The sequence below is a fragment of the Burkholderia arboris genome (assembly GCF_038723655.1).
In the GTDB taxonomy this organism is placed as follows: Bacteria; Pseudomonadota; Gammaproteobacteria; order Burkholderiales; family Burkholderiaceae; genus Burkholderia; species Burkholderia arboris.
In genome coordinates, this window is record NZ_CP109822.1 from 529254 (window position 1) to 546193 (window position 16940).

The following is a 16940-nucleotide window of genomic DNA, read 5'->3' on the forward strand; positions in this document are numbered from 1 at the left end:
GCTCAGGCGGCGGATTTTAGCGCTTGAATGGCGGTCGTGCCGACGGGGTGCGCGTGGCAACAGGTGGCAGGAAGCCGTCGGGCGATGCGCGATCCTGTGCGTGCCGACTGGTGTCACGGTTGCTCAAAGCGGTCGGCGGCAGGCGTGCGACGGCAAGAAGAAGGCTACTCGCGACGCAGCGTTTCGAGCTCGGCGGATGGCGGCCGCTGGCTGGCGCCATAGCCCTTCGACTGCAGCCTGGGCATCATGCCGACGACGAAGTCGATGAACGCTCTTACCTTGGCCGGAACATGGTTTCGACTGGGATAGTAGACATAGAGCGGGAACGTCTCGTCGCGCCAGTCCGTCAGAATCGGCACCAGCGTGCCCGCACGCAGGTGCGTGTCGATGCCGAGGTCGATCACCTGAGTGATCCCGAAGCCTGCAAGGCAGGCGCCGATTTTGGTTCCCGCATCCGTGACGGTCAGGTTGCCTTTTACGGCCACTTTCACTTTCTCGTCGTCACGCCAGAACTCCCAGTCGAAAGGCCTGCCGGTAGCCGGATCGATGGCCAGGATGCATTCATGGTCATCATCGACCAGATCCTGCGGCGACCCCGGCCGGCCGCGCTGGTCCAGATAGGACGGCGCGGCCACGGTCAGCACCCGCGGACTGTAGAGCCTGCGACAGACCAAGGTTGAAATGGATGGCGGTCCAAACCGGATGGCGAGATCGAATCCGTCGCTGACCAGGTCCGAGAGGTCGTTCCGGGTCTCCAGCTTCAGGTGAAGCGCGGGGTGATCCTTCATGAACTGGGCCAGCTCCGGCGCCAGCACGAGGCGGGCGAACACGGCATCGCACGCCACACGGAGCGTTCCGTTGACGACCGAGGTCTGGCCGGAGGCATCGACGGTCGCCGCTTCGATGCCCTGGAGTAGCGGCAGCACCTTCGATAACAGCGCATGGCCCGCGTCCGTCACTTCGACGTGGCGGCTGGTGCGATGCACGAGCTTCGCGCGCAGGCGGTCCTCCAGTCGCTGGATGGCGCGACTGACTGCAGGCTGAGTCTTGCCCAGGCGAGCGGCGGCACGACCGAAGCTGCCCGATTCGGCCAGCGCTGCCAGGACAAGCAAGCCGCTGACCAGTCCTCCATCGAGGTCTTCCATGATCCATGTGTTCCTGTAATGGCAGCGATAACCGGATTGCCGTAGCCGACGGCGGGGACGATCGCTCACTATACGAGCCGTTCACTACCGAGGAAAGCCAGCCATGACCCAGACCCAGGCCGTCGTCGCGTTGATCGACGACTACTTCAATTTGGCTTGTGAGCCGAAGAGCCGCGACTTCAACACGGTCTTTCACCCGAGCTGCCTGATTCAGTGGCTGGATGAAGGCCGGTTGCGCACCCTGTCGTCGCAGGAGTATGCGGCGCTCATCAACGGAAGGCCGAGCCCTCGATCGACCGGCGCGCCCAGGGACGAGGCGATCCTCTCGATGGAGAATGTCTCGGACGGCCTTTCAACGGCGACGGTGCGGGTGCGGATCGGCAACAGGCTGTTCAACGATCACTTCGTCATGCACAAGGTGGAGGGCCGCTGGCTGATAGCGACCAAGGCGTCGGCCGTTGTGCGTACTTTCGACTGAAGCGCGGCGCGGCAGATGCGCATCAAGGTCCGGATTCGTGAGAGCGCGACCGGAGACGAGCAAACACTGGCGGGCGTTGTTCTCGGCGGAGCCTTTGTGGCCTACTGGGTGTGGTTCCGCGTTTTCTACGCTCCCGTGGGCCGCGACACCGTCGAAACGTCTCGGGGAATGTCGTCGTCGTAGAAGCCAAAGGCGGATGGAGGCGATTCGCCGGCGTACGGCACGCCGGCGGCTCCCCGGAAGACTGCAGATCCCGGCCCCCTCAAACATGCCCCTCATGCTCGATCGCCCCACCACGCGTGGTCCTTGCCGCGACCCTCACCGGCACTCCTGACAATCTAGCCGCCCGCTTCGCCCACATCGCCGTCAAAATCGGCACGAGAATCGCCGTCACGAGGCAAGCCGTCGCGACGATCGCCGTCGCGGCCGGCACCATCGGCTTGAACTTCGGAATCATCTCGCCGATGATCGCCGGGTTCGCGACCGCGGCGCCGGCCGTCGACGACGCGGCAAGCCCGGCAGTGCCGTTGCCGCCGCCAAGCCACTTGTCCGCCAGAATCAGCGGCACACCCGTCACGACGATTACCGCGAGCCCGAGCGCAATGCCCGGCAGCCCGCTCTTCGCGATCACGTTCAGATCGATGCCGTTGCCGAGCGCGAAGCCGAAGAACGGGATCAGCGGATGCACGCAGCGTCCGAACAGCTCGCGCAAATCTTCATCGAGGTTGCCGAGCGTGAAGCCGATCAGGAACGGCAGCACCGCGCCGACGAAGAGCCGCGTCTCGAACACGGCGACACCGGCCGCGCCGAGGATCAGCATGCTGACGAGCGGCCCCGATTCGACCGACATCAGCACGAACGCGCCGGCTTCTTCCTTGCTGCCGTACTGCTGCATGACGGCCGCATAGAGGCCGCCGTTGGTCATGTCCATCGACGTCGTGATCGCGAGCAGCGACAGGCCCGCGAAGAGGCCCGTGCGGATGCCGTCGTCGGGGATGAACTGCGCGGCGATCACGGTCGCGAGCCACGCGACCACGATCTTCGTCGCGAGCAGCGTGCCCGATTTGCGCAGCACGACACCGGTCGCGCGCAGGTTGATCGTCGCGCCCATGCAGAAGAACCAGACGGCGAGGATCGGCACCGTGCCCGCGATCAGGCCGTTGGTGAACGAGCCGAAATACTTCCCGGCGTTCGGCGCGAACGTATGCACGCACGCGCCGAGCAGCATCGGGACCAGCATGAGCCCGCCCGGAATGCGGTCGATGGCCTGTTTCAGCTTCACGTCTCCTCCGTGGACGTCGATGCGTCCCGTTGTCGAATGATGTCTGCTGACTGACTATAGAGCATGATTCGGAACGACGGTCCGTTTTTGTTATTTGGATGGATAGTCGTATACCCGCATCGGCATAAATCTATGATAATTATCGGAAATATGCGCCGATAGCACGGTACTCAAATTTCGGATCGGCGTTCCGTATTTGTGGAATCTGTGCTTCAATTCATCGTATGACCGCCGTCGAAACGGGGGCCGGCGGCCTATTCATTCCTCACGGAGAACCGGCATGGAAGTGCGGCAGGGCATACACAGCGAACACGCGAAGACGCTCGATACGGCCGGCCTGCGCCGGCATTTCCTGGTGGAGAACGTGTTCGCGCCGGACGCGCTGTCGCTCACCTACAGCCATATCGACCGGATCGTCGTCGGCGGCGCGTGGCCGGCCACGCGGCCGGTCGAGGTGCCTGCGTCGCTCGGCGCGGCGATGGGCGTGAGCCATCTGCTGGAGCGGCGCGAACTGGGCGCGATCAATATCGGCGGGTCCGGCTGGGTCGAGGTCTGCGGGCAGCGTCACGCGGTCGGCACCGAGGAGGCGATCTACATCGGGCAAGGCGGGCAGGGTGTCGTGTTCGGCAGCGACGATCGCGTGCATCCCGCGAAGTTCTACCTGAACTGCGCGCCCGCGCACACGGCCTATCCGACGCGCACCATCACGCTCGCGCAGGCGTCGCCCGAAACGCTCGGCGATGCGGCCACGAGCAATCGCCGCACGATCTACAAGTTCATCGTGCCCGACGTGCTGCCCACCTGCCAGTTGTCGATGGGGATGACGAAACTCGAGCCCGGCAGCCTGTGGAACACGATGCCGTGCCATACGCACGAGCGCCGGATGGAGGTGTATTTCTACTTCAACCTCGCCGACGACGCGGCCGTGTTCCACATGCTCGGCGAGCCGCAGGAAACGCGCCACGTCGTCGTGCACAACGAGCAGGCGGTGATCTCGCCGAGCTGGTCGATCCATTCGGGCGTCGGCACGCAGGCGTACACGTTCATCTGGGGGATGGCCGGCGAGAACCAGGTGTTCAAGGACATGGATCACCTCGCGGTTGCCGACCTGCGCTGACACCATGAAACGCGATACGCCCGATCTTCCTTCCCCCGACGCGCGCAGCGCGCTCGCCGGCCTGTTCGACCTGACCGGCAAGGTCGCGATCGTCACCGGCTGCAACACGGGGCTCGGCGCGGCGATGGCCGTCGCGCTCGCGTCGGCCGGGTGCGACATCGTCGGCGCGAACCGTTCGGCGCCTGCCGAGACATCGGCGCGTGTCGCAGCGGCTGGTCGGCGTTTCGTCGACGTGCGCGCCGATTTGTCGACGCTCGAACCGGTCGAGCGGATCGTCGGCGGTGCGGTCGATGCGTTCGGTCATGTCGACATCCTCGTCAACAACGCGGGCATGATCCGCCGTTGCGATGCACTCGAATTCACCGAAGCCGACTGGGACGCCGTGATCGACGTGAACCTGAAAAGCGTGTTCTTCCTGTCGCAGGCCGTCGCGCGGCAGATGGTGCGGCAGGGGCGCGGCGGCAAGATCGTGAACGTCGCGTCGATGCTGTCGTTCCAGGGCGGCATCCGCGTGCCGTCGTACACGGCGTCGAAGAGCGGCGTGCTGGGCGTCACGCGCCTGCTCGCGAACGAATGGGCCGCGCGCGGGATCAACGTGAACGCGATCGCGCCCGGCTACATGGAAACCGACAATACCGCACAGCTGCGCGAGGACAGCCGGCGCAGCGACGAAATCCTCGGCCGCATTCCGGCCGGCCGCTGGGGCGTGCCCGACGATCTCGCGGGCGCTGCCGTGTTTCTTGCGTCGCGTGCGTCGGACTACGTGCACGGTCACACGCTCGCCGTCGACGGCGGGTGGCTCGCGCGCTGAGCGCGCCGCACGGCGGACGCGTTATGCTCTCCCGATTCGCACTTACGGATTCACGGACATGACAGCAACGCCCAGGCAGCGCAAGCGCGATCAGGCGAACCCGGAGGCAGGGGCCGGCCGTCCGGGGGCCGGCCATCCGGGGGCCGGCCAGCCGGAGGCCGACGCGTCGTCGGCAGGCGGCGCGGAGAAGGCCGATTCGGTCGCGGCCGTCGGCAAGGTCTTCACGATCCTCGCGGCGCTCGGCGATCGCCGCGAAATCGGCATCAGCGAACTGTCGCATCAGCTCGGCATGTCGAAGACGACCGTGCATCGCTTCCTGCAGACGCTCAAGGCGCTCGGCTATGTCGCGCAGGAAGGCGAGACCGACCGCTACCGGTTGACGATCCGTCTGTTCGAACTCGGCAGCAAGGCGCTGGAGAGCGTGGACCTCGTGCGCGAGGCCGATCTCGAGATGCGCCGCATCGGGCAACTGACGCGCGAAGCCGTGCATCTCGGCGCGTTCGACGAGGACGCGATCATCTACATCCACAAGATCGACGCCGACTACGGGCTGCGCATGCAGTCGCGGATCGGCCGGCGCAATCCGCTCTACAGCACGGCGATCGGCAAGGTGCTGCTCGCGTGGATGTCGCCCGGCGAGGCGCGTGCGGTGCTGGCGGGCGTCGAGTTCCGGAAGTCGACCGCGAAGACGCTGGCGTCGGCGGATGCGGTGATGAGCATCCTGCCGCGCGTGCAGCAGCAGGGCTACGGCGAGGACAACGAAGAGCAGGAAGACGGCCTGCTGTGTCTCGCGGTGCCCGTGTTCGACCGTTTCGATCGCGTGATCGCGGGGCTGTCGCTGTCGTTTCCGACGATGCGTTGCGGTGCGGACACGAAGGCGCATTACGTCGCACTGCTGACGGAAGCCGGGCAGGCGATTTCCGCGCGGCTCGGCCATCGTCCGGCTGTGGCCGGCGTCGAGCCCGCAACGGTCGCGCACGATTGAGCGCGTGCCGGTCGCGAGCCGGCAGAATGAAAAACCACGACGACGTAAAGAACGGATCATGCAGATGAAAATGACGATGCGCATGGGCATCGCGATGCTGGTGCTCGGCGCGAGCCTGGCGGCGAACGGCGCGCAGGCAAAAAGCGCGGTGGATTGCGGGCAACTCAACGCGGCCGCGAGCGGCCCGGACGACAACTTCCGGCCGCCGGCGTCCGGCAGGGTCGTCGGCGCGGGGCGCGCGTACTTCTACTCGGCGCCTGACGCACAGTGCATGACGAAGCGGACCTTCATCGTCCCCGGCGATTCGGTGACCGTCTACAAGCCGCACGGGCGCTGGTACAACATCATGTACGTGAACGGCAAGACCGGCGACGACTTCGAAGGCTGGGTCGAGCAGGGCCGCGTGCACCTCGACGGGCAGTACGGCGCGCAGTAGCCGCCGGCGGCAACGCCCCTATGCCGACGCCCACGCGAAGTCGCGCTGCAGGTGCGCCGCGCGCAGCGGCCGCTGATACAGGTAGCCCTGCGCATACTGGATCCCGACCGCATGCAGCGCGCGGTGCTGCGCTTCCGTCTCTACGCCTTCCGCGATGATCTTCAGGTCGTAATGATGCGCGACGGCCGCGATCCCCTCGATCAGCCCCGCGCCGCCGTCGTTCAGTTGCGCGACGAACTGGCGATCGATCTTCACGTAGTCGAACGGAAAGCGCGACAGCATGTCGAGATTGCTGTGATGCGTGCCGAAATCGTCGATCGCGAACTTCGCGCCCTTCGACCGCAGCGCCTGGAAGATCTCGGTGGTTCGCGCGTTCTTCTCGAGCAGGATGCGCTCGGTGATTTCGAGCACCAGCGTAAAGCCGGGCGGCAGCGCGTGGATCGCTTCCTCGACGATGGAGACGAACTTCGCGCGCTCGAGATCCTTCGGCGCAACGTTCACGGCGATGCGCAGCGGCACGGACGGCGTCAGCGCGGTCAGTTCGGACACGGCCGTGCTCAGTACGAATTCGGTGATCTTCGGCAGCACCGCGCTCGATTCCACCTGCGGGATGAACACGGCCGGGCTGATGGCCCCCCACTTCGGATGGTGCCAGCGCAGCAGCGCCTCGACGCCGACCGTCCTGCGCGTCTGCACGTCGACGATCGGCTGGTACACGACATGGAATTCGTTGCGCCTGAGCGCCTGGCGCACGGCTTTCAACAACAGCCGCCGCGGCGCCATCGCCAGCAGGTAGGCGGCCATCACGAGGCCGTCCGCCAGCAGCACGATCGTCGCGCAGATCAGCCGGTAGTGGCGCCGGACCTGTGAGGCGTAGCGCGCCGATGCCGTGACCGACACCGTGAAGGGCCAGCGGTGCGATGCAATCGTGCTGCCGCCTGCGGGGGCCGCGTCCGCTTCCGGCGCGAACTTGCCGTGCTGATCGAGACGGCCCGAGCCCGCGATCGACAGCGTGGCGGCTTTCGCGCCGTTGCCCGCGCCGTGCGCGAGCGCGTCGGCCACGTAGTCGCCCTCGATCAGGTACAGGATGCCTGCGCCGCTCGCGGTGGCCCGGAACATGGACACCACCGGAATGCCGCGCTGAAACGGCGTCTGGCGCAGCAGCGTGACGGCCATCGATCCCGGTGCGGGCTCGCGTGTATACGCGTCGAGCGGGAGGTCGATCGCACCGAGCGCCGACGAGCAGGTGACGCGGCCGTTGTGTACCAGCGCGACCGCGCGCAGGTAGCGCAGGCGAGTACCCACTTCGGCCAGCGTCCGGAACACCGTCGAGCAGGGCCGTCCGACGAGTGCGGTCAGTTCGTCCGCATGTCGCAGGCGAGCACTGTCCAGGATGCGGTCCACCGACGCCGCGATGTCGTTCGCGACGACGCGCTCATGTGTGGTGACGGCCTCGCGTGCGTAGCGATCGGCCAGTGCGATGGCGAATGCGGGCACGAGCACGCAAACGATGACGGCGACGAAAAAGACAACACGCGGCCACGCGCCGCTGCGGTAGAAAACTGGCTTCGAGCCTGGCGTGAGCGCCGACATTCCCGCGGTTGCCTTTGGTGTTGTACGCATGGCGTGGCAAGTCGAACCGGTCGACGCGCAAACGGCGCGCATGCCGCATGCCTGGTTCGGGCCGTGCGGCTCGCGCGCCGGATTCGGGACGCCGGTCGATCCGGCCGGCGCGGCGGGCATGGCGGCAGCCTGCTCGCGATCGGTCCTTCATCTGGCAGCATTCCTCAATAACATGCGTTCATCAAGCATGTATATCGGCGCAGCGTACCGAAAAAAGCCCCGGCCGCACGAGGGTGCAGCCGGGACAAAAAACACCGTCTCTTGGCACGAGGATGGTGCGCGGCAAGTATAAGATGAGCCGAGGTATTACGAAATATTGTTGTCTAAAAATTGGTGCAGTTTTGTGATTGTGTCTCAAAAAGAAACATTTCCACGAGCGACGCCGTGTTCGATGGCCTGCCGCCGGCGCACGGACGGTCGCCGCGGGACGGCCGCACATCATGCCGGAGCGTCGCGATGATGGAAGACAAACCCGCGCCCACGGTCATCGTGACCGATGGCGCAGCCGCCGCGGACGGCGGCTCGCTGTGGATCCGGATTTCGGTGGACGGGCAGGTCCGCAACTATTCGCTCGATCGCGCGCTCGTGTCGCGCGGTACGCCGCGCTACGACACGATCAGCGGCGAGGACGGCGTGCTGTCGAAAGGAGAACGACAGGAACTGCGGGGGCTGCTGGCGCGCATTGCCGACCCCGCGATGTGGGCCGGCATCGTCGGCACGTTCATCGAGGTGCTGAAGCGGCCCGACGTGGCCTGACAAGGGATAAGCGATGCAGTGCCGGCGCGTGGCGTCGGCCGCGATTCAGAAATCGTTGCGCATCTTGTGCAACAGGTCGCCGGGTGATTGATGCGTATCCACTGCGGTGAGGACGTCGGTCACGAACCACGGCAGGTTCAGTTGCGTATCGGAATCGCCGACGCATACGCGGATCGGCGGGGCCTTCGATGGCGCGCCGGCGGGCTGCGCGGCGTCCCGCGACGGCACGCAATTTTTCCCATGCGTTTGAGCCGGAACCGGCGCACCGGCGATGGCCGGCACGCTGACGGCGGCGAGCAGGGTCAGGACAGCGGCAATGGCAACGCGTTTCATGAAGATTCTCCGGCGATGCTCGTTCGACCGTGCGGGCGCACGCGAGTTCGGCGGCGGCGCGGCCGCGTCGCGCGTTCGTCCGCTCAGCCGCTCAGCCGCGCGCGACGCTGGCCGCCCGCACCGGCTGCCGGTTGCGCCACTGCTGCGGCGATTCCCCGGTCCAGCGCCGAAATGCCCGCGTAAACGCGCTGTGCTCCGAATAGCCGAGCAGCCAGGCGACTTCCGCCAGCGTCAGCCGCGGATCGTTCAGGTGGTCGATCGCGAGCCGCCGCCGCGTGTCCTCGCGCAGGATCCGGAAGTTCAGCCCGAGGTCGGCCAGCCGGCGATGCAGCGTGCGCGACGACACATGCAGATCCGACGCGATCTGCTCGATGCTCGCTTCGCCCTGCGTCAGCAGGCGCGCGACGGCTTCGCGCACCGACTGTTCCAGGTCATCGGTCTGCCGCAGCTCGGCGAGCAGCGCGCTCGCCTGGCGTTCCATCATCTGCCGCAGCGCGTCGTCCGGCTGTTGCAACGGCTGCGTGAGCAGGCGCAACGGGAACGCGAGCCGGTTCACCGGCTGGCCGAAGCGCACCGGGCAGCCGAAGTAGTCGAGATACGGTTGTTCGTCGCCGGGTGACGGGTGCACGAAGCAGACTTCGTCGGGCCCGTTGCGTGTGCCGGTGATGTTCCGTGCAAACTGGACGATCGCGGTCAGCGCCACTTCGTCGACGAGCGGGCCGAGCGGTTCGGGCGCATCGTGCCATTCGATCGCGACCGATGCCGCCTCGACGCGCACTTCCATGCGCGCGACGTTCGCGATCAGGTGTTCGTATTGCTGCCAGCGCGCGAGCGCGGCGCCGGCGTCGCGGCACGCATGCAGCGCATAGCCGAGCGCGCCGAGATGCGCGGGCGTGATCCGCTGGCCGACGTGCAGGCCGAGCAGCGGATCGTCGAGCGCGCGGACCGCGCGTTCGAGCAGGCTTCGCCAATGCGCGCTCGCATACAGCGTCAGCCCGCGGTCGTCCTCGGGCGGCCGCGCCTCGCCGAGCACGTGCGCCGCATCCTGGCCCTGCGCGGACAGATAGTCGAACAGCAGCCGTACGTAGGTGCTCGAATAGTAGACGCGCTGGGTCGAGAGCGGGGAGGCGGCGGGCATGGCGGAAAGTGTCAAGTAATCGTCGGCAAGTGTCAACGCGGGGCGACCCGTGCGCGACCATACTGCCCGGCAGTTCCCGATCGAGGCTGCCGACATGCCGACCGAATTGATGACGTGGCTCCATGCGTTCCTGGGTAACGGCGTGGACTGGAAGCAGGTGCTGCTGATCGGCATGACGCCGGTGTTCCTGATCGCGTTCGCGATCGAATACGCGGTGATGACCGGGCGCGGCCGCCGCGAGCCGTTTCGCTGGAAGGAGATCGTCGCGAACCTGTCGCTCGGTGCCGGCTATCAGGTGGCCGAGACCGTGATGGGGCTGCTGTTCACGGGCGCGATCTTTGCGTGGGTCTACCGGCACCGGCTGTTCGACGTGCCGGTGAACGGCTTCACGATCGTGCCGATCTTCGTCCTCGTGGAGTTCTGCTATTACTGGTTTCATCGCACGTCGCACCGCGTACGCTGGTTCTGGGCCGCGCACGTGCCGCATCACAGCGGCGAAGTGATGAACTTCACGACCGCGATGCGGCAGTCGCTGTTGAACGCGTTCGTCGGCGTGTTCGTGTTCTACCTGCCGCCGGTGTGGCTCGGCATCCCGCCCGCCGTCGTGCTGTTCCTGCTCGCGGTCGATCTCGCGTACCAGTACTTCGTGCATACCGAAGCGGTCGGGCGGCTGCCGCGCTGGTTCGAGTACGTGTTCGACACGCCGTCGAACCATCGTGCGCATCATGGCCGTAATCCGCGTTATATCGACAGGAACTACGGCGGCGTGCTGATCATTTTCGATCGCATGTTCGGCACGTACGTGGAGGAAACGGAACCGGTCGACTACGGGATCACGCAACAGATTATTTCGTACAACTTCCTGGTTCTGAACGTGCACGAGTTCGTCGACATGTGGCGCGACGTGTGCGCACCCGGGCCGGTGCTGCAGCGATTGAAACATCTGTGGATGCCGCCCGAGTGGGAGCGGCCGGGGCATCGGCCGATCCATACGTGGAGCGTCGAGCGGAAGGGGGAGGAGGCGGGCGTGGCGATTCCGCACGCCGCCCCCGTGGAAGAGGCTGCCGCGTCCGGGCGCAAGATCGTACAAGCCACCGGGACGCGCCCGGGCTAGGCTCGGTGTTTTCTTCGGCGGAAGGCGTGGCGGGCGATGACAAGGAAAGTATTCTGGGACGATCCCTACCGGACCACGCTGGATACCGTCGTCACGCACGTCGACGGCGATCGCGTGCAGGTGGACGCGACCATCTTTTTCGCGTTTTCGGGCGGGCAGGAAAGCGACGCGGGGGCGCTGGGCGACTATCCGGTCATCCAGGCCGAGAAGCGGGGCCTCGACATCGTCTATACGCTCCCGCATGACCACGCACTGCGGATCGGAGATCATGTGACCTGGCGCATCGACTGGGCGCGCCGGCACCGGTTGATGCGCCTGCACTTCGCGGCCGAAATGGTGTTGCAACTGGTCTACCGGCTCAGGCCCGGTATCGAGCGCATTGGCGCGCATATCGCGCAGGACAAGGCGCGCATCGACTTCGCGAGCGACACGAGCCTGTCGCCGTTGTTTCCGGAGATCGAATCGGCCGCGGCCGACCTGTCGAAGCGCGACCTGCGCATCGTGACCGACTTCAGCGATGTCGATGCGCAGCGCCGGTTCTGGACGGTCGACGGCTTTGCGACGATGGCGTGCGGCGGCACGCATCCGGCGACGACCGGCGAGATCGGGATGCTGACGCTCAAGCGGAAGAACACCGGGAAGGGCAAGGAGCGGATCGAGGTGATGCTGCTCGAGCCGCAGGTGGCGGACGGGCATGCGGCCGTGCGGCTCGTGTGACCCGCACCGCGCTTCACCTGCGCGTCACCGATACCCGTAACACTGCTTCAACCCGGCGTAGTCGTAGAAGTGGCTGCCCGGCGCGATCTTCGCGCCGTCGCACGCGGCCTGGAAATCCGTCTCGCGCTCGTTGTACAGCATCTTCACGATGAGCCGCGATCCGTTGCGGTAGACATCCCACTGCATGTTCGCGGCCATCGGCGACACCTGGTCACCGCGCCACGGATTGTTCGCATACGTGTAGGTCTGCGCCTGCGGCGTCGGCACGAACACGTTCTTCAGGTTCATGACCGATGCGAACGGAATCACGATCTCCGCATGCGTGAAGCGCAGCTTCGCGGCGCGTGTCAGGTCGCCGCGCGCGATCGCGTCGACTTCGCCGAAGAAATCGTCCTGCAGCACCTTCGCCATCCGGTACGTCACGGGGTTCGCCTCCTGGATACCGGGCCCCTTCTGGTAGTAATCTTCGGCATCCTGCAGGTATGCAAGATACTGCGCCTGCTCCGCGCCGATGTATTTCTCCAACGTGACGCCACCGGTCTCCGCCGTCATCGCGGGCGCGACCTGCAGCAGGTTGTACAGTACGTTGGCCGCATCGACGGCCGTCGCGATTTTCGTCTTGCCGTCGCCCTTCAGCGTGTTGGTGAACTTGCCGTCCGTCGACGTGAACGCATAGGTCCCCGTGTTCGCGAACGTGTAGCCGTCGGTGCCGAGCTTCGCGATGAACGACGGCGACACGAGCGCGGACAACACCGTCTGCGCGACGTCGGCCGCCTGCGGCGCAGCCTTGATCGCCTTCAGCTTCGCGGCCACCGTCGCGTCGTTCGCATAGGCCTGGTACGTCTGGCTCGCCTGATAGGTCGCGTAGTACGGATCGCTCGTATCGGTGACGAGATCGGTGGCCGGCTTCAGCGAGTGGAAGTACAGCAGGAAGCGGTGGGTGCCGGCCGGTTGCACGGCGGGTGCGTTCGCCGGATAGCCGGACGGCGCAGCCGGCAGCGTGATGGCCGGCGCCAGCGCCGGCTGCGCGGCGACGAGTGCCGCGGAGAAATACGTCGAGCTGTCGACCGCGCGATCCTGGCCCGAGTTGACCACGACGACCTGCCGGTTGCCCGCTGCAAACAGCGCGGGCAGCCGCTGCGCGAGACGCGTGGCGAGTTGCTGGTGTTCGCGGATCCCGGTTTGCGTGAGGTTGCCGTACCCGGGTGTCGAGATGCCCTGCACGCCGTAACCGAGCAGCGCATTGGCCTTCATCATCGCGTACGTGTCGGCCTTGAGCTGCGTGCCGAGCGTGGTCAGCGCGCCGTCGGCCTCGGCCTTGACCAGCATCGCGTAGATCGCGCCGTCGTACTTGAAGCCCGACAGCCCGCGCGAGCCGTGGCGCGCGACGAGCCCGGTATAGACGGGCGCGTAGCCGGCGGGCGGCGCTTCGTACGTCGCGGCGTCCTGCTGTGGCCGATACGGCGTCTTCGTCTGGTAGTAGGTCGCGGGCGCCGGTGTCGGCTTGGGCTGCGGCTGCGGTGCGGGTGTCGCGCCGCTGTTGTCGGCCGACGTGGCGGGCGGGGGCGAGTCATCCCCGCCGCAGGCGGCGAGCATCAGGCAGGCAATCGCGAGGGCGGCGGCGGTGCGGGTCGGGCGTGTCATCGTGGCGAGCAGCGGGCGGGACGATGCGGGTTCGCGTCGTCCCGTCTCCGGGAGAGGTCGGTCAAGCCCGGAAGTGTTGCAAGCAACTTTGACAGCAGAATGTCAGGATACGGTCGGGCAACCGTCGGATTGCCGCCGGATCGATGCTGGCCGGCCGCCGCCGGCCCGAGTGCCGGCGTTCAGTGCAGGCCGGCCGATGCGATCGAGCGCACGGTGTCGGTGATGTTTACGCAGCGCGACAGGCCAAAATGCTCGGCTTCGCGGCGTTCCGGTTCGCTGCTCGCGATGGCGACCGCGCGTTCGGGCGGCACGCCGAGCGCCTGCAGCGCGATCTCGAACGGATGCTGATTTGGTCCGGAGTCCTGTTGATTTGCATCGGTGACGACGACCGAGAAGCGGTCGAGGTTCGCGCGGCCGAACTGGCCTTCGAACATGTCGCTGAGCCGTGCGGCCGGCAGCGTCGTGACGAGACCGAGTCGATAACCTTCTTCCGATGCACGGTCGAGCCACTGGATGATCGCGTCGCGCTGATGGCGCGATTCCCGCGAATCCGGTGTTGCTTCGATCTGCGCGAATGCTGCGTCGAGACGGGTGACGATGGCTTCGATAACCACGGTGATTCCTCTTCAGAGACGTGATGATCCGTTCGCCGACGGGAATGCCACACACCTTAGCGTCGATCCGGAAAACGCGACCAATTAATATTTCTATCAGACCTATATGATTTGACTAATGAATGGGGTGGCGAGCCAGAGCGGGCGCGGGATGCGTGTCGTGCGGGGTGTTCCGCGCGAATTGCGTCGCATCGACGGCCCTCGATGTGATGCACCAAACTCGCGCACGTTGTGGATGCAACCGTTATATGCATATAAAAAAACGGCATATCGAGCGATGGCCGCCCGATATGCCGTCATGCGATGCCGCGTGCGAATCGTCGCTCAGTGCAGCTTGATCGACGGCTGGTTGCGGCTTTGCAGCCAGTGGCTCAGCGACTGGAACAGCGCGCGCTTCACGCCGACCACGCTGAACAGGTGCTTGCGATACAGGAACTTGTACAGCCCGATCGCCGCCAGCCCGTCGACGATCAGCGAGCGCGACCGCACGCCGATGTCCGCCTGGTACACGGCGCCCGCCTGCCCGAGCGACACGACGGTGCCCGCATCGTGGAACGTGAAGCCGGCCACCGGCTTGCCGGCGATGCGCCGCGCGAATGCGTTGACCAGATACACGGCCTGCTGGTGCGCGACCTGCGCACGCGGCGGCAGGAATCCGCTCGCGCCGGTCGAAGGGCACGCGGCGCAGTCGCCGAACGCATACAGGTGCGGATCGTCGGGCGTCTGCAACGTGCCGGTCACGATCACCTGGTTCGAGCGGTTGAGCGCGATGTCGCCGATGTCGCGCAGCATCGCGGGGCCAGCCACGCCGGCCGCCCAGATCGTGATGTCGCTCGCGAGCCGTTCGCCGGTTGCAGTCGTCACGGCATCCGCGCCGACTTCCGCCACGCGCGTATCGGTCAGCACGTCGACGTTCAGCGCGCGCAGCTGCGCGTGCATCTTGCCGGACAGCCGTTCGTCGAGTGCCGGCAGGATGCGCGGGCCGCCTTCGATCAGCCGGATGTGCACGTCGCGTGCCGACACCAGTGCCTTGAAGCGGTACGTCGTCAGTTGCTGGACCGCGTGCCGCAGCGCGGCGGCCAGCTCGACGCCCGTCGCGCCCGCGCCGATCACGTTGATGCAGATCGGCGCCGCGCGCCGCGCCGGTTGCTGCTCGGCCACGTGATTCGCCTTCGTGCAGGCCGCGAGGAACTTGCGGCGGAAATCCTCGGCCTGGTCGAGGTTTTCGAGCGGCAGTGCGTGGCGAGCGGCACCCGGTACGTTGAAGAAGTTCGTCACGCTGCCGACCGCGAGCACGAGGTCGTCATAACCGAGTTCGCGTTGCGGCAGGATTTCGGTGCCGTCCGCGTCGTGCACGGCCGCGATCGTCGCGGTGCGGGACGCGCGGTCGACCTGCTGCAGCGCGCCTTGCACGAAGCGGAAGCCGTGGCGCTTCGCCTGCGCCGCGTATTCGATCGTGTGGGACGCCGGATCGCGATGGCCCGATGCGGCTTCGTGCAGCAGCGGCTTCCAGAAGTGCGTCGGATAGCGGTCGACGAGCACGATGTCGGCCTGGCCGCGACGTCCGATCGTGTCGCCGAGACGCGTGGCGAGCTGCAGGCCGCCGGCGCCGCCGCCGACGATCACGATGCGCGGCAGGCGCGGTGCGCGGTCCGTTGCAAGGGTGGGCGTGGTGTTGTCCATGTTGGGCTCCCGCTGAATGACGATTCGGATGACATTGCTCAAGAACCGACGATATAGTTTGGAACCCACTCGAACAATTTAATGTTTATAAGCGACTCATATGTATTCACTTATAGGAAAGACCGCGACGTTCCGGCAGCTGAAGGCGCTGGACATGATCGCGCGGCTCGGCAGCGTGTCGCGCGCGGCCGAGGAGCTGAACCTGACGCAGCCGGCCGTGTCGCTGCAGGTTCGCCTGCTCGAGGAGGCCGTGGGCGCCGCGTTGCTGCAGCGGGTGGGGCGCGGCGTGCAGCTGACCGCGGCCGGCGAGATCGTGGCGCGCTATGCGCGCGAGATCCTGCATCTGTGGAGCGAGGCCGGCGACGAAGTGGCCGCGCTGACGGGCGACCTCGGCGGCACGCTGCGGATCGGCGCGATCACGACGGCCGAGTACCTGATCCCGCCGCTGCTCGTCAAATTCACCGCGACGCGCCCCCACGTGAAGACCTATTTCAAGGTCGGCAACCGCGACGACATCATCCGCATGCTCGCAACGCATGAAATCGATCTCGCGGTGATGGGGAGTGCGCCGAAGGAGCTGCGCACGCATGCGGTCGAGTTCGCGAAACATCCGATGGTGTTCGTCGCGGCGCCCGGCCATCCGCTGATGCAGCGCAAGCGCGTCGCGCTGAAGGATCTGGAATCCGCGCACCTGCTCGTGCGCGAACGCGGCGCGGGCACGCGCTCGACCGTCGAAAGCCTGTTCAAGAACGCGGGCTACCGGTTCCATGTGGGCTCCGAACTGTCGAGCAACGAGGCCATCAAGCAGATGGCCGAAGCCGGGCTCGGCATCGCGTTTCTGTCGTTGCACGCGTGTGCGCTCGAACTGCGTACGGGACTGCTGGGGCAATTGCCATTCCCCGGCAACCCGATCGAGCGCGAATGGTATGTGGTCACGCTCGCCGACCGGCGGATCTCGCAGGTGACGGGGCTGTTCCGCGACTTCCTGATCAAGCAGGGCGCGCCGGTGATCGACGGTGCGACGGTGGCGCCGCACGAGCGGCGGCGCAAATAGGTGGATACGT

Annotated in this window: 18 protein-coding genes; 10 read left to right on the top strand and 8 right to left on the bottom strand. The window is 66.3% G+C overall.

All coding sequences use genetic code 11. The features are described 5' to 3' along the window. Window positions 1–164 precede the first annotated feature (164 nt). The gene (locus OHZ10_RS19575) at window positions 165–1145 is read right to left on the bottom strand and encodes a LysR family transcriptional regulator (protein WP_256086943.1); all 981 of its coding nucleotides are present in this window, start codon (window positions 1143–1145) and stop codon (window positions 165–167) included. A gap of 103 nt (window positions 1146–1248) precedes the next feature. Between OHZ10_RS19575 and OHZ10_RS19580 the strand changes: the two genes are divergently transcribed. Continuing rightward, window positions 1249–1623, top strand: a complete 375-nt coding sequence (locus OHZ10_RS19580) for a nuclear transport factor 2 family protein (protein WP_342705587.1) — start codon at window positions 1249–1251, stop codon at window positions 1621–1623. A 262-nt stretch (window positions 1624–1885) separates the two neighbouring features. Here the strand turns inward: OHZ10_RS19580 and kdgT are convergent, their stop codons facing one another. Beyond that, complete coding sequence (gene kdgT, locus OHZ10_RS19585; RefSeq protein WP_059237952.1) at window positions 1886–2905, bottom strand: 2-keto-3-deoxygluconate transporter; 1020 nt, start codon at window positions 2903–2905, stop codon at window positions 1886–1888. Between the two features lie 280 nt (window positions 2906–3185). Here kdgT and kduI point away from each other — a divergent pair, with 280 nt between their 5' ends. From kduI to OHZ10_RS19605, 4 genes are all read left to right on the top strand, one after another. Then, entirely contained in the window at window positions 3186–4022 is an 837-nt protein-coding gene (gene kduI, locus OHZ10_RS19590; RefSeq protein ID WP_342705588.1) for a 5-dehydro-4-deoxy-D-glucuronate isomerase, read from the top strand. 4 nt (window positions 4023–4026) lie between these two features. Further along, window positions 4027–4833 (top strand): 2-dehydro-3-deoxy-D-gluconate 5-dehydrogenase KduD, encoded by an 807-nt coding sequence (gene kduD / locus OHZ10_RS19595; protein ID WP_174992578.1) that lies wholly within the window; start codon window positions 4027–4029, stop codon window positions 4831–4833. Between the two features lie 58 nt (window positions 4834–4891). Next, window positions 4892–5818, top strand: a complete 927-nt coding sequence (gene kdgR / locus OHZ10_RS19600; protein WP_342705589.1) for a DNA-binding transcriptional regulator KdgR — start codon at window positions 4892–4894, stop codon at window positions 5816–5818. 64 nt (window positions 5819–5882) lie between these two features. Further along, the gene (locus OHZ10_RS19605; protein ID WP_059240852.1) at window positions 5883–6254 is read left to right on the top strand and encodes an SH3 domain-containing protein; all 372 of its coding nucleotides are present in this window, start codon (window positions 5883–5885) and stop codon (window positions 6252–6254) included. 18 nt (window positions 6255–6272) lie between these two features. Here the strand turns inward: OHZ10_RS19605 and OHZ10_RS19610 are convergent, their stop codons facing one another. Further along, window positions 6273–7877, bottom strand: a complete 1605-nt coding sequence (locus tag OHZ10_RS19610; protein WP_174992580.1) for an EAL domain-containing protein — start codon at window positions 7875–7877, stop codon at window positions 6273–6275. Here OHZ10_RS19610 and OHZ10_RS19615 point away from each other — a divergent pair. Both OHZ10_RS19615 and OHZ10_RS19620 read left to right on the top strand, forming a co-directional pair. Continuing rightward, window positions 7834–8169, top strand: coding sequence for a hypothetical protein (locus OHZ10_RS19615; protein ID WP_174992543.1), 336 nt, complete (start codon window positions 7834–7836; stop codon window positions 8167–8169). The two genes, OHZ10_RS19610 and OHZ10_RS19615, sit on opposite strands and share 44 nt — an antisense overlap. 167 nt (window positions 8170–8336) lie before the next feature. Further along, window positions 8337–8633 carry a hypothetical protein gene (locus OHZ10_RS19620; RefSeq protein WP_059240850.1) on the top strand — a complete coding sequence of 99 codons (297 nt, stop codon included), beginning with the start codon at window positions 8337–8339 and terminating at the stop codon, window positions 8631–8633. A 45-nt stretch (window positions 8634–8678) separates the two neighbouring features. Here OHZ10_RS19620 and OHZ10_RS19625 read toward each other — a convergent pair whose 3' ends face one another. Next, complete coding sequence (locus OHZ10_RS19625; protein WP_059237945.1) at window positions 8679–8966, bottom strand: hypothetical protein; 288 nt, start codon at window positions 8964–8966, stop codon at window positions 8679–8681. A gap of 91 nt (window positions 8967–9057) precedes the next feature. Beyond that, the gene (locus OHZ10_RS19630) at window positions 9058–10104 is read right to left on the bottom strand and encodes an AraC family transcriptional regulator (protein ID WP_059237943.1); all 1047 of its coding nucleotides are present in this window, start codon (window positions 10102–10104) and stop codon (window positions 9058–9060) included. A 94-nt stretch (window positions 10105–10198) separates the two neighbouring features. On the opposite strand from OHZ10_RS19630, the gene OHZ10_RS19635 reads away from it, so the two are divergent. Both OHZ10_RS19635 and OHZ10_RS19640 read left to right on the top strand, forming a co-directional pair. Further along, the gene (locus OHZ10_RS19635; protein ID WP_059240849.1) at window positions 10199–11218 is read left to right on the top strand and encodes a sterol desaturase family protein; all 1020 of its coding nucleotides are present in this window, start codon (window positions 10199–10201) and stop codon (window positions 11216–11218) included. A 36-nt stretch (window positions 11219–11254) separates the two neighbouring features. Continuing rightward, on the top strand, window positions 11255–11935 hold the full coding sequence (locus OHZ10_RS19640; protein ID WP_342705591.1) for an alanyl-tRNA editing protein: 681 nt from the start codon (window positions 11255–11257) through the stop codon (window positions 11933–11935). 24 nt (window positions 11936–11959) lie between these two features. Here OHZ10_RS19640 and OHZ10_RS19645 read toward each other — a convergent pair whose 3' ends face one another. The 3 genes from OHZ10_RS19645 to OHZ10_RS19655 form a co-directional block, all read right to left on the bottom strand. After that, window positions 11960–13579 (bottom strand): histidine-type phosphatase, encoded by a 1620-nt coding sequence (locus tag OHZ10_RS19645; protein ID WP_256086933.1) that lies wholly within the window; start codon window positions 13577–13579, stop codon window positions 11960–11962. A gap of 179 nt (window positions 13580–13758) precedes the next feature. Further along, window positions 13759–14193: an HAD hydrolase-like protein gene (locus OHZ10_RS19650; protein WP_256086932.1), complete on the bottom strand. Its 435-nt coding sequence runs from the start codon at window positions 14191–14193 to the stop codon at window positions 13759–13761. A gap of 324 nt (window positions 14194–14517) precedes the next feature. After that, window positions 14518–15876, bottom strand: a complete 1359-nt coding sequence (locus tag OHZ10_RS19655) for an NAD(P)/FAD-dependent oxidoreductase (RefSeq protein WP_342705592.1) — start codon at window positions 15874–15876, stop codon at window positions 14518–14520. 100 nt (window positions 15877–15976) lie between these two features. Between OHZ10_RS19655 and OHZ10_RS19660 the strand changes: the two genes are divergently transcribed. Further along, on the top strand, window positions 15977–16930 hold the full coding sequence (locus tag OHZ10_RS19660; protein ID WP_059237937.1) for a LysR family transcriptional regulator: 954 nt from the start codon (window positions 15977–15979) through the stop codon (window positions 16928–16930). Window positions 16931–16940: the final 10 nt, after the last annotated feature.